The 12,412-nt window shown below is 69.5% G+C and carries 9 protein-coding genes; 2 read left to right on the top strand and 7 right to left on the bottom strand.

Features of this window, described 5'->3' with window-relative positions; all coding sequences use genetic code 11:
• Positions 1-129 precede the first annotated feature (129 nt).
• On the bottom strand, positions 130-1,215 hold the full coding sequence (gene proB / locus AMK22_RS08255; RefSeq protein WP_242433904.1) for a glutamate 5-kinase: 1,086 nt from the start codon (positions 1,213-1,215) through the stop codon (positions 130-132).
• A 608-nt stretch (positions 1,216-1,823) separates the two neighbouring features.
• Here proB and AMK22_RS08260 point away from each other — a divergent pair.
• Together AMK22_RS08260 and rfbC are read left to right on the top strand one after the other, a co-directional pair.
• On the top strand, positions 1,824-3,866 hold the full coding sequence (locus tag AMK22_RS08260; RefSeq protein ID WP_073782938.1) for a glycosyltransferase family A protein: 2,043 nt from the start codon (positions 1,824-1,826) through the stop codon (positions 3,864-3,866).
• Between the two features lie 161 nt (positions 3,867-4,027).
• Positions 4,028-4,627 (top strand): dTDP-4-dehydrorhamnose 3,5-epimerase, encoded by a 600-nt coding sequence (gene rfbC, locus AMK22_RS08265; RefSeq protein ID WP_073782940.1) that lies wholly within the window; start codon positions 4,028-4,030, stop codon positions 4,625-4,627.
• Between the two features lie 178 nt (positions 4,628-4,805).
• On the opposite strand, the gene AMK22_RS08270 is transcribed toward rfbC, so the two are convergent.
• The 6 genes from AMK22_RS08270 to AMK22_RS08295 all read right to left on the bottom strand — a co-directional run bounded on the left by AMK22_RS08270 (position 4,806) and on the right by AMK22_RS08295 (position 12,408).
• Complete coding sequence (locus AMK22_RS08270; RefSeq protein ID WP_073783530.1) at positions 4,806-5,609, bottom strand: methyltransferase type 11; 804 nt, start codon at positions 5,607-5,609, stop codon at positions 4,806-4,808.
• A gap of 191 nt (positions 5,610-5,800) precedes the next feature.
• On the bottom strand, positions 5,801-6,649 hold the full coding sequence (gene rfbD / locus AMK22_RS08275; protein ID WP_384415109.1) for a dTDP-4-dehydrorhamnose reductase: 849 nt from the start codon (positions 6,647-6,649) through the stop codon (positions 5,801-5,803).
• A 32-nt stretch (positions 6,650-6,681) separates the two neighbouring features.
• Positions 6,682-7,665, bottom strand: a complete 984-nt coding sequence (gene rfbB / locus AMK22_RS08280; RefSeq protein ID WP_073782944.1) for a dTDP-glucose 4,6-dehydratase — start codon at positions 7,663-7,665, stop codon at positions 6,682-6,684.
• Complete coding sequence (locus tag AMK22_RS08285) at positions 7,662-8,732, bottom strand: glucose-1-phosphate thymidylyltransferase (protein ID WP_073782946.1); 1,071 nt, start codon at positions 8,730-8,732, stop codon at positions 7,662-7,664. The genes rfbB and AMK22_RS08285 overlap by 4 nt, the downstream gene beginning before the upstream one ends.
• 278 nt (positions 8,733-9,010) lie before the next feature.
• Positions 9,011-10,228: a glycosyltransferase family 2 protein gene (locus AMK22_RS08290; RefSeq protein ID WP_073782948.1), complete on the bottom strand. Its 1,218-nt coding sequence runs from the start codon at positions 10,226-10,228 to the stop codon at positions 9,011-9,013.
• A 149-nt stretch (positions 10,229-10,377) separates the two neighbouring features.
• Positions 10,378-12,408 (bottom strand): hypothetical protein, encoded by a 2,031-nt coding sequence (locus tag AMK22_RS08295; RefSeq protein WP_242433905.1) that lies wholly within the window; start codon positions 12,406-12,408, stop codon positions 10,378-10,380.
• Positions 12,409-12,412 lie beyond the last annotated feature (4 nt).

Consider the following 12,412-nt stretch of genomic DNA (forward strand, 5'->3'; position numbering starts at 1 on the left):
TATGCGTTTACTGTGCGGTACCCCGCTGTGTCCCCGTTACAAAGTTGACCAGCCCGCGGCCCGGGATGGGGTGGTTTTCATGAAGGTCTCCGTCCTGGGACGGGACTTTCAACCGTTTCAGGGGGTCTGTCAGCGGTGCAGAACGACAAGATCGTCCCTGTGTACGATCTCGCGCTCGTACGCCGGACCGAGTTCCCGTGCCAGGTCGCGGGTGGAGCGGCCGAGCAGTTGCGGGATCTCCTTCGCGTCGAAGTTGACGAGCCCGCGGGCCACGGGACGCCCTTCGGCATCGCGCAGTTCCACCGGATCACCGGCGGTGAACTCGCCCTCGACCGCCACGATCCCGGCGGGCAGCAGCGAGCCGTGCCGCTCGACGAGCGCGCGGACTGCCCCGTCGTCGAGGGTCAGCGAGCCCTGCGGGGTGGAGGCGTGGGCGAGCCAGAGGTGCCGGTCGGCGGACCGCCGCCCGGTGCGATGGAAGTACGTGCCGGTGTCGCGTCCGGCCAGGGCGTCGGCGGCCCGGCTCGCCGAGGTGAGGACGACGGGGACTCCGGCGGCGGTGGCGATCCGGGCGGCCTCGACCTTGGTGACCATGCCTCCGGTGCCGACGCCCGCCTTCCCCGCGCTGCCGATGACGACCCCCGCCAGATCCTCGGGACCGGCCACCTCGGCGACCCGCGAGGCGCCCGGGACGCTCGGATCGCCGTCGTAGAGACCGTCCACGTCAGAGAGGAGGACCAGCAGGTCGGCGCGGACCAGGTGGGCGACGAGGGCCGCGAGCCGGTCGTTGTCGCCGAACCGGATCTCGTCCGTGGCCACGGTGTCGTTCTCGTTGACGATCGGGAACGCGCCCATGTCCAGGAGTTGGTCGAGGGTGCGGCAGGCGTTGCGGTAGTGGGCGCGGCGGCTGGTGTCGTTGCTGGTCAGCAGCACCTGCCCGACGCGTACGCCGTACCGCGCGAAGGAGGCGGTGTAGCGGGCTACGAGCAGCCCCTGCCCGACGCTGGCCGCGGCCTGCTGCCTGGCCAGGTCCTTGGGCCGCCGGTGCAGGCCGAGCGGGGCGAGCCCGGCGGCGATGGCGCCGCTGGAGACGAGCACGATCTCGCGCTCCCCGCCGCTGCGCACCTTGGCGAGCACGTCGACGAGCGCGTCGACCCGGTCGGCGTCGAGGCCGCCCGCCGCCGTGGTGAGCGAGGAGGAACCGACCTTGACCACGATCCTGCGGGCCTCTGTGACGCCCTGCCTTGCCCCTGACACGTCCATCCCCAATGATTCGGCCTCGCCCAGCCCCCGCAATCTACGCGAAAGAGGGGAACGGGCGCCCACGCGTTTCGCCCCGTGGACGCACGGGCCCCGGTTCTCCCGTTCCCGGACGGTCCCAGCGCATTCGCACATACGTCATTCGTACATGTGTTGGTACGTATGCGGTACGGCCATCCCGGAACAGGCCGCCCCACCCCCTGTGGATGTCGTAGCCCTGTCGCCCCGCCCCGCGCCCTTACGTCATTGCCTCCGACCTCATGAGCCCTTTCCCCCGTACGCGTACACCCTTGCCCGCACGCCTGTGCGCTTTGTCCGATGCCTGCGCGGAACTGCGGAAACGCATTCGAAACGGCCGTCTTCCCGGCGGTGTGCGTCCGCGCCGAGGGGCACGGAAGAATGCCGGCGCACGCCGAACTCCGCGCAACCATCGGGTCACTTCGTTCATCTAAGAGCCGATAGGGTGCAATGCGGCGGCCCTCCCCCGTTCGCTTCGGCAGTGGCAGTGTCGGCCCCGCATCCGCCGCCATCTCCAGAGACCTACCAGACATGGGACAGCAGCGATGCCAGTCAAAGTTAGTGTCGTCATTCCGGTGTACAACCCGGGCAAGTACATCGACCCCTGCATCGACTCGCTCCTGCGGCAGTCATTGCCCCCGGAAGAGTTCGAAGTTCTGTTCGTGAACGACGGGTCGACGGACGACACCGCTGCGCGGCTGGAGAAACTGGCGGCGGAGCACCCCCATTTCCGGCTGATCACCATCCCCAATTCCGGCTGGCCGGGAAAGCCCCGCAACATCGGCGTGGACGAGGCGAAGGGCGAGTACGTCCAGTTCGTCGACCAGGACGACCACCTCGCCTCGGACGCCCTGCGCCGTCTGTACGAGATGGGGCACCGCAACGGCTCGGACATCGTCATCGGCAAGGTGGCCAGCAACTTCCGCGGTGTGCCGCACGGCGTGTTCAAGAAGGACCGCGAGAAGTGCTCGCTCCACGACGCGCCCCTGTACGACAGCCTCACGCCGCACAAGATGTTCCGTACGGCGTTCCTCCGCGAGAACGGCATCGCCTATCCCGAGGGCAAGCGCCGGCTGGAGGACCAGCTCTACATGATGCAGGCGTACTTCCCCGCGAAGGCCGTCTCGATCCTCGGGAGCTACACCTGCTACTACTACTCTCGGCGCGACGACGGCAAGAACGCGGGATCCGCCAAGATCGTCCCGTCCCAGTACTACGGGAATCTCCGTGAGGTCCTGGACGTCGTCGTGGCCAACACCGAGCCCGGCCCCTTCCGGGATCTGCTGCTGCGCCGCTTCTACCGGGTCGAGATGCTGGGCCGACTGAGCGAGCCCTCGATCGTCAAGTACCACCCCGAATTCCTCCACGAGATGGTCGACGCGATCAGGCCGCTGGCCCTCGACTTCATGGGCGACGGCGTGCACGACGGCCTCGGCCCGCTGCTGCGGGTGCGGTCGACGCTCCTGCGCAAGGACGACCGGGAGGGTCTGCTCCGGATCGCCCGGTTCGCCGGCGGCGTCAAGGCGGCGGCCCGGCTGGAGGAGTTCGCCTGGCAGCCGGACGGCCGCGTCGCCGTCACCGTGACCGCCCGGCTGGTCCACGGCGACGACCAGGAGCCGGTGAGGCTGCTGCGCCGCGACGGCCGCTACTTCCTGCATCCGGACACCGGTGGCGGTCTGCTCCCGCACGACGAACTGCTGGACGTCACCGACGACATCGACGGCTTCTCCGCCGAACTTTCGCTGCGCAACCGCGAGACGGCCGTCGAATGGCCCTGCCCCTCCTCGTTCACCACCGAGATCGACGATCTCGGCGACGGCGTCTGCGAGGTCGTGCTGCGCGGCGGTGGCCAGGTCAGCTCGGAGGCCGTCAAGGGCCGCGGCCGGGTCTCCCGCGGCTTCTGGGACATCTGGGTACCGCTGCGCGGCCTCGGTCTGGTCCGCAAGGCACGGCTCGGCGCCGACCGCGCGCCGGAGGTGGACGCCGCCTGCCTGCCCGCGTCGCTCGGTTCACCGGCGCGCGCCGTCATCCCGTACTTCACCGACCCGCACGGCAATCTCACACTCGACGTGAGCCGCCGCGGCAAGAAGCTCGCCGCCTATCTGGACGGGCGTCCGGTGCTGCGGGTCCCGGGCCGCCGGACCGAACTCCGGCTGGACCTCTTCACCACCGACACCACCGCCACGTCCGAGGCCCGTCTGGTCCTGACCCCGGCCGACGGGAACGGCACGGACGCACACACGCTGCGCACCACGCTGCACCCGACGAAGGGCCGGGCCCACCTCGTCCTCCCGGACCGCGCGCCCGGCCTCGCGGCGGGCGACTGGAACCTCTCCGTCCGGCTGGACGGGGAGAAGAACCCCGCGCTTCCCCTGTGCTCCGTCACGATCGGAACGGGCGGGCGGATCCAGCCGGCCCCGGAACTGGCCGAGGCCCCGGCCTCCGTCATGGCGGGCGTCACCGCGCAGCGCCGGAAGGCGACACTGCGACGGGCGCTGCGCACCATCGGCGGCCCCGTCGTGCGCAGGCTCCCTCCGCAGGGCCGGAAGCGGGCGCGCCGCCTCGCCGAGCGGCTCCTCGCCGGCTGACCCCTCGGCCGCCCCGCACGCCGATGGGCGCCGTCGGCCGATCCCCGCGGGCCGGTCGACACCCACCGGTCGGCCCCGGGCGAGACCGCATCACCACCGCACCACCAGAAGCACCAGAAGCACCAGAAGCACCAGAACACACGGAACGAGGACGTGATCGCATGCGGCAGCTCTCCATCGCAGGGGCCTGGGTGCACGAACCCAAGGTCTTCCCGGACAGCCGCGGCAGCTTCCACGAGTGGTTCAGGGCCTCCGACCTCGGCGAGGCCGTCGGGCACACGCTGAGCCTCGCGCAGGCCAACTTCTCCGTCTCCGGCCGCGGAACACTGCGCGGTGTCCACTTCGCCGACGTGCCGCCGAGCCAGGCGAAGTACGTCAAGTGCGTGCGCGGCGCGGTGCTGGACGTCGTCGTGGACATCCGGGTCGGCTCCCCCACGTACAAGCGGTGGGAGGCCGTCCGGCTCGACGACGTGGACCATCACGCCGTCTACATCTCCGAGGGGCTCGGTCACGCCTTCATGGCCCTGACGGACGACACGTCGGTGGTGTACCTGTGCTCCGAGGGCTACGCGCCCACCCGCGAGCACGGCATCGACCCGCTCGATCCGGAGCTGGGCATCGAGTGGCCTGAGAGCATCACGCCCCTGCTGTCCGACAAGGACGCCGCGGCCCCCTCACTGGCCGAGGCCGAGAAGCAGGGGCTGCTGCCGTCGTACGCGGCGTGCGAGGCGTACTACGCGGAGCTGCGCGCCCGGGGCTGAACCGGGCGGGAACGGCGAAAGCCCCGTGATCCGCCTGTATCACGGGGCTTTCGCTCGGCCCGTCCCCCTCCACTGTCCTGGCGGGGGCGGGCCCGTCACGGCCGCGATCCGTCGCGGACCGGCCGCGGGAACGGCGCAGCGGCGGTCACGGCCGCACGCCGGCAATGCCGCGCTCCGGTCACCGCCGCGTGGCGGTCACGGACTCGATGCTCCGGCGCAGGGGCGCGAACGCCGAGCGCGGACGGCGCAGGTTGCGGGCACGCACCAGAGCGGGCCAGAAGTCTGCGCGCAGCAGCGCCTCGGGCTGGACGGCGTTCTTCCGCACCAGCACCTCCTCGGGCACCTCCTGCGGATCGGGTACGACGTACTCCTCGATGATCCGGTCGTACTCGTTCTTCAGGATCCGGTTCTCCGGGTCGGCACCGAACACGACGACCACGCCGGTCGGGGCCGTGTCCACCTCGACGACGACCAGGTCGGGGCGGAAGCGGCGGAGCACCTGCACCACCTTGTAGACGTCACCGGTCCAGAACTTGGTGTGACGGTCGCGGGCCGCCTCGTCGACGTCGCGCGGCAACATGTCGTCCAGCACGATCACGCTCGACCAGCGGGAGTGCTTCTCGACGTTCATGAAGTCGCGCAGGGCGTACTCGAAGAGGTGCATGCCGTCGATGAAGGAGAGTTCCAACTTCGGGTCCCCGCCGAACAGATTGAGCGGGTCGCGGCGGGCGAGGGCGCGGAACGGATTGCGGCCGTTGCGCAGGTGCAGGAGCGGGTCCTTGCGGGCGAAGAACTTGTCGCTCGTCGCCTTGACCAGGTGAACATCGCAGCTGATGTCCGTGATCACCCGGAAAGCGGGGTCGACGGCGACGGAGGGCACTCGTGAAAGAGCCAGACTCCTGCCGTCGTTGACCCCGATTTCCAGATAGTTCCGGGGACGGTAGATGCGGTGCAAATGACGCAGAAAGTCATGGCGGTTCACGTGGGAGCAGCCCTTCGGAGGCACCAATGGGTCCGGTCCCGGCGAAGTTACCGTATGAACATACTGCGACGTAAGCGTTTCTCCGTTTCAAACCCTCGTTTTCACATATTTGAAATTCGGCCGGAATCAGACCATCGGAACACGCATCCGAAACTCACCTGAACGCTCGCGCGAAGTCCGTCCGGGGCTCCTCACGGCCGCTCCGCCGCGACGAGTGCTGGAAAGGCCGCCTCCAGGGCCTCCCGCCAGTCCCTGATCGGTTCGATTCCGGCCACCGACCAGCGGTCGTGCCCCAGCACGCCGTACGCGGGCCGCGGGGCCGGCCGCGCGAAGGCGGCACTGGTCGTGGGACGGACGCGCTCCGGATCGGCGCCGAGCAGCCGGAAGATCTCGCGGGTGAGGCCGAACCACGTGGTCTCGCCGCCGCCGGTGCCGTGGTAGACACCCGCGGGGGCGGTGCCCGCAAGAGCCGCCTGCCCGAGCCGGACCAGCCGGTCGGCCAGATCGACGGTCCAGGTGGGCTGTCCGCGCTGGTCGTCCACCACGTCGAGGGTGTCCTTCACCCCCTCCAGCCTGATCATGGTCCGGACGAAGTTGCCGCTGCCCGCGCCGTACAGCCAGGCGGTGCGGACCACGTAGCCGGTGTCCGGCAGGGTGCCGAGCACGGCCCGCTCACCGGCCAGCTTCGTACGGCCGTAGGCGCTGCGCGGCCCGGTGGGGTCGTCCTCGGCGTACGGCTTCTCGGCGTCACCGGCGAAGACGTAGTCCGTGGAGACCTGGAGGAGGACGGCGCCGTGCTCGCGGCAGGCCGCGGCGAGGACCTCGGGCCCCGTGCCGTTGACCAGCAGCGCGGAGGCTTCCATGGTCTCGGCGTCGTCGACGGCGGTCCAGGCGGCGCAGTTCACCACGACGGCGGGGCGGTGCTCCTCGAAGGCCGCCCGCACCGATCCGGGGTCGGCGACGTCGACGGCCTTCCGGTCCGCGGCGACCGCGGTGACGTCCTCGTCGGCGAGCCGGGCCAGGACGTCCCGGCCCAGCATCCCGGCGGCTCCGGTGACCAGCCAGACGGCACTCACAGGGCGGCCCTCTCCTTCAGCGGCTCCCACCAGGCACGGTTGTCGCGGTACCACCGCACGGTCTCGGCGAGACCGGTGCGGAAGTCCTTGCGGGGCTCGTAGCCCAATTCCTCGCGGATCTTGGTGCAGTCGACCGAGTACCGGCGGTCGTGGCCCTTGCGGTCCTCGACGTAGGTGACGCTGCTCCAGTCGGCGCCGCACGCCTCCAGCAGCAGGGCGGTCAGCTCCTTGTTGGACAGCTCCGTGCCGCCGCCGATGTTGTAGATCTCACCGGCCCGGCCCTTCGTCCGGACCAGTTCGATGCCCTGGACGTGGTCGTCGATGTGCAGCCAGTCGCGGACGTTGCCGCCGTCGCCGTAGAGCGGGACCGTCCCGCCGTCCAGCAGGTTGGTGACGAAGAGCGGGATGACCTTCTCGGGGAAGTGGTGGTGCCCGTAGTTGTTGGAGCAGCGGGTCACGCGCACGTCGAGGCCGTGGGTGCGGTGGTACGAGAGCGCGATCAGATCGCTGGACGCCTTGGCGGCGGAGTACGGCGAGTTGGGCGCGAGCGGGTCGGTCTCGGGCCAGGAGCCCTCGTCGATCGAGCCGTAGACCTCGTCCGTGGAGATGTGCACGAAGGTCTTGACGCCGGCCAGGTGCGCGGCGTGGATCAGGGTGTGGGTGCCCACGACGTTCGTACGGACGAACTCGGCGCCGCCGTCGATGGAGCGGTCCACATGGGACTCGGCGGCGAAGTGCACCACTTGGTCGTGCTCGGCCATCAGTCCGGCGACCAGCTCGGCGTCGCAGATGTCGCCCCGCACGAACCGGAAGCCGGGGTGGTCGCGCACCTCGTCGAGATTGGCGGGATTGCCCGCGTAGGTGAGCTTGTCGAGCACGGTGACGGCGACGTCACCGGGGCCCTCGGGGCCGAGCACCGTACGGACGTAGTGCGAGCCGATGAATCCGGCGCCGCCGGTCACCAGGATGTGGGTGGTCATGAGGAGATCTGCACCTTGCTGTGGTCGCCGAGCACGAGTCGGTGGGCGGACGGGGAACGGGGCGCGGGGGTCACCTCGACGTCGCGGCCGATGAGCGAGGCCTCGACGCGGCGGACGCCCGCGACGGAGGCGCCCCGCAGGACGATGGAGTACTCGATCTCGCTGTCCTCGATCCGGACGTCCTCCGAGATCGAGGTGAACGGGCCCACGTACGCGTCGCTGATCACCGACCGGGCGCCGATGATCACCGGCCCGACGATGCGGCTGCCGCTGACCTTCGCGCCGGGTTCGATCCGCACCCGGCCGATGATCTCGGTGTCGTCGTCGACCTCGGCCCCGTCCTGGGCGGGCTCGACGGTCTCCAGGACCGTGCGGTTGACCTCCAGCATGTCGGTGACGTTGCCGGTGTCCTTCCAGTACCCGCGGATCGTGGTGGAGCGGACGTCGCGCTCCTCGTCGATCAGCCACTGGATGGCGTGGGTGATCTCCAGCTCGCCCCGCCAGGAGGGCTCGATCGAACGGACCGCCTCGTGGATGGCGGAGGTGAACAGGTAGACGCCGACGAGCGCCAGGTCGCTCTTGGGTTCCCTCGGCTTCTCCTCCAGGCCCACCACCCGGCCCTCCGCGTCGAGCTCCGCGACGCCGAAGGAGGTCGGGTCGGGCACCCGGGTCAGCAGGATCTGCGCGTCGGGCCGCTCCTTTCGGAACCCGTCCACCAGACCGGTGATCCCGCCGACGATGAAGTTGTCGCCGAGGTACATGACGAAGTCGTCGTCCCCCAGGAAGTCTCGGGCGATCCGCACCGCGTGGGCGAGGCCGAGCGGCTGTTCCTGCGGGATGTACGTGACGTCGATGCCGAGCCGGGAGCCGTCGCCGACCGCTTCACGGATCTCGTCCGCGGTCTCGCCGACGATGATGCCGACCTCGGTGATGCCCGCTTCCTCGATGGCTTCCAGGCCGTAGAACAGCACGGGCTTGTTCGCCACCGGCACCAGTTGTTTGGCCGAGGTGTGCGTGATGGGACGCAGGCGTGTGCCGGCCCCTCCGGACAGTACGAGAGCCTTCACGTGACCAGTCCTCACGGTTGGGAAATCCGACGTGCCGCGGCCGCGACCCGATGGGCGACTTTACTGAGAATCGCCGCGCGTTTCCCGGTGCGTCAACTTCATGAACAAAACCCGTCAACTTCATGAACGAAATACAGAACACGCGCCCGGAATCGGATCGGTCATATGTCCGGGGCTGGAACTGTCATATGCCCGAGGTCGGAATGGCCGTCCGGGACCGGGCCGGACGCATCGCCGGATTCGGGTCGGACGCACGTGCGGACCGGACCGGCCATCGCTCAGCGCGCGACGATCCGCGACTTCCAGCGCCGTACGTCCCGCCGCACGCGTCGGGCGAGACGCCGGGACAGCGACGCCCTGCGCGCCGCCGCCGCGGGCCGCTCGATGCGCTTGCCGTCGTGCCAGTCCGGCACGGTGACCTCGAAGTCCGCGTCGAGGAGCCCGCTCGACCGGTCCCGGAAGTGCGGGTACGCCAGGAAGAGCTTGTCTCCCTTGCGCGAACGCACCACGTCCGGCACGGACTTGTCCCGCACGAAGGTCAGCATGTCCACCAGGACGTCGGACCTGCCGCGTGCCACGGCGGCGAGCCGCAGCCGCTCGGCGACCTTGATCAGGTGCGCCACCCCGCTGTCCCAGTAGGCGTCCATGAGCGGGGCCGCGAGCTCCAGTTTGTGCCGCCGGACCTCCTCCGAGTCGCGGAGGAAGACCGGGCCGAACTGCTGCAGCATCCCGACCGTGAAGGGGCGGACCATCAGGAAGTCGCGCTTCGGCCCGGCGGGTTCGAGGCGGTGGATGAGCTGCATCATGGCGCGCATGGAATCGAAGCGCCATTCGTAGGTGCCACTCTTGGTGACGTGCTTTCCGTCGTCCCGGCCGACGAGGTAGTAACAGGTGTAATCGGAGACGACGGAAATCCCGGCGCCCCGCAGATACGCCTCCATGGTGAAAAGCGCGTCCTCGCCCGTCTTGAGTCCCTCGTCGAATCTCAGACCGAGACGCTCCAGCAATGCGCGCCGGAAAAGCTTCTGCGCACTGAGCGTGTATATGACCTTGGAGTTGTAGACGTCGACACGTTCCCTGGTGGCCGACCACATCGACTTCGGCGCGCCTCTGTTCACACCGACGACCTTGCCCAGCACCACATCGCTGCCCGCCCGGTCGGCCATCGCGACCATGCGTTCCAGAGCCTCCTCGCCGAAATAGTCGTCGGCGTCGAGGAAGAAGACGTAACGGCCGCGGGCCATCCCGAGGCCCACGTTGCGCGGCCCGCTGGGACCGCCGGAATTCGCCTGTCTGACCACCCGGGTCGGCACCGCGGACCGCGCCGCGAACTCCTCCAGGTACTCGCCGGTGCCGTCGGTCGAGCCGTCGTCGACCGCCACGATCTCGATCCGGTGGGCGCCGATGGTCTGCGCCTCCACCGATTCGAGGCAGCGCACGAGGTAGGGCATGGCCTCATAGGCACCGACGACCACGGTCACGTCAGGGATTGGCATGTCGTTCACATCAACAGAAGACAGGTGACATCACGCGTTGGTTGCCCCACACTCTCACCCCAAAGAGTGGCGCTCATCACAAAAGCCCGGCACAACCCTTTTCGGGCTATGCCGGGCATGATGATGTGTGCTATTTAGACACGCCGATTTCAGCCACTCACGGGCTCGCCGACGTTCCTCGCCACCCGTGCGTTCCGGGCCGCCGACCTGGCCGCGAGCGCCTCGACGGCCCTGTTGAACTGCACGATCGAGGTGGGCTCGTCCGGACCGAGGAGGTATTCCTTCAGCTCGCGCCGGTCGGTGGCCAGGGTGTCCGCCGCAGGGTCCGACACCGCCGCGAGCAGGGCGCCCAGCTCGGTCGCCTCGTTGGACAGGATGACCGCGGCACGCACCGCGGTGTTCTGCCGCCGGAACTCGTCCTCGCCCAAGGCCGCCGAGTCGGTGACCGCGTACGGCTTCCCGCTGGCGATGAAGTCCGACACCACGCTGGAGATGTCCGAGACCATGGCGTCCGACTCGTTGAAGCAGTCGTACAGCCGCATCCGGGCGCCCGTGACGACCTTGTGCTCCCACCAGCCGAGCGCGCGCCAGGACGCCGCGTTCCACTCGTCCCTGAGCCGTGCGATCTCGGCCTCGCGCGCCGGGTCGGCCAGCGAGTCGCGGGACAGTTCGGCCTCGTCCCCGAAGGTCTGTCCGCCGCTCGTCAGCACGTCGAGGCGCGCCTCGATACGGGTCAGTTCGGCCCGTGCCTCGGCCTGCACCGACCGGAGTGCCGCGGCCTCGTCCGCCCAACGGGGGTCGGTGGCCCGCTCGGCGGCGGCCTTCTCGATCATCGCGGTGATCCGCTGGTGCGCGGCCTTGGCCTTGGCGCTGCGGGTGCCCGTGAAGGGGTGCGGCTTGTAGAGCAGCCGGACCGGCTTCTCGGCGTTCAGCAGGCGCCGGACGATGTTCTCGCCGGCCAGCAGCAGCGAGGTGTTGCCCGGGTTGTCGTCCCAGCCCTCCCAGGTGGGGGCGTACAGCACGGTCGGGATCGGGTTCTTCGGCGCGCCGGACCACGACCGGATGGGGGCCAGCTGCGGGCGGCCCACCTCGGCGATGTCCTCGTCGCGCACCCCGACGTCCGCCAGTGCGTAGCGGTCGCGCCCGGCCCGGCCCGCGGTCCACACCTCGTCGTACGCCTTGCTGTACGGGTTGACGCTGGCGATCTTGTCGCTGTCGCCGTGGCCGATGAAGACGTGCTTCATCGTCGGCACCCGGAGCAGGTGGATGTTCTTGCCGACGTTGGCCGCGTACAGCGCGACCCGCACCGACGAGAGGTCCAGGTTCATCAGGTGCACGCCGCCGGGCACGCAGATCACCGGCACCGACGTCGTGTTCAGCTGGGGCAGGATGACCCGCTCGCGCAGCAGGATCAGCGGGCGGCCCTCGACCTGTGCCATGGTCTCCAGCCACATGTTGACCTGGTAGGCCGAGTCCTTGGAACCGGAGAAGTAGAGCACCACGGTCGGCTGGTACTCACGCAGCCAGGTGTCCACCGCGCCGAGCACCTTGGCGTCGGGCCCCACGATCCGCTTCGGCCGGAGGTACGGGACCAGCGCCGCCAGGTAGCAGGCCGCGAGCACCAGGGTCACGGCCAGGCCCGCGTAGGCGATGACGTGCACGTCGGTCTCCACCGCGACCAGGACGCCCACCATCGCGAAGACGTCCAGGTGGAGCATCTTCTCCGCGGCCCGGTTCATCAGCAGCGGCCGCGGGGCGTCGGGGATCCGCACCCGCTCCAGGTCGACGTTGCGGGTGACGACCGGGAGCCTGCGACGGTTCTTGATCAACGTCACTATCGCGCTCTGCGGTGCCTGGAGGGCGTAGAAGGCCAGCAGGCAGGCGACGGTCGTGTAGAACAGCGTCGCCTCGCCGTACCCCATGCGGGTGAGCAGCAGGATGAGCAGGAGCTGACGGACCAGGAAGCGGATCGAGAGCCCCGCGCGGACGGCGGACAGCCGGTTGATGAGATAGCTGCCGCGCCGGTGCAGGTGCCGGTCGGCCAGGTAGGTCACCGCGGCGGCGCCGGCGAAGAGCCAGAGATCGGGGAGCAGGGCCGCGAGCATTATGCATGGGAAACCCAGAGCCATGAGAAGAGCTGCGGCCAGCTCCGAAGCGCTGCCCACCCTGGCCAAGCGCATGGCT

Source organism: Streptomyces sp. CB01580 (assembly GCF_001905795.1).
Classification (GTDB): Bacteria; Actinomycetota; Actinomycetes; order Streptomycetales; family Streptomycetaceae; genus Streptomyces.

Coding starts and splice junctions, on each gene's coding strand:
- AMK22_RS08260 (WP_073782938.1), top strand. CDS start 1,824: ATGCCAGTCAAAGTTAGTGTCGTCATTCCGGTGTACAACCCGGGCAAG.
- rfbC (WP_073782940.1), top strand. CDS start 4,028: ATGCGGCAGCTCTCCATCGCAGGGGCCTGGGTGCACGAACCCAAGGTC.
- rfbD (WP_384415109.1), bottom strand. CDS start 6,649: ATGCTGGGCCGGGACGTCCTGGCCCGGCTCGCCGACGAGGACGTCACC.
- rfbB (WP_073782944.1), bottom strand. CDS start 7,665: ATGACCACCCACATCCTGGTGACCGGCGGCGCCGGATTCATCGGCTCG.
- AMK22_RS08290 (WP_073782948.1), bottom strand. CDS start 10,228: ATGCCAATCCCTGACGTGACCGTGGTCGTCGGTGCCTATGAGGCCATG.
- AMK22_RS08295 (WP_242433905.1), bottom strand. CDS start 12,408: ATGCGCTTGGCCAGGGTGGGCAGCGCTTCGGAGCTGGCCGCAGCTCTT.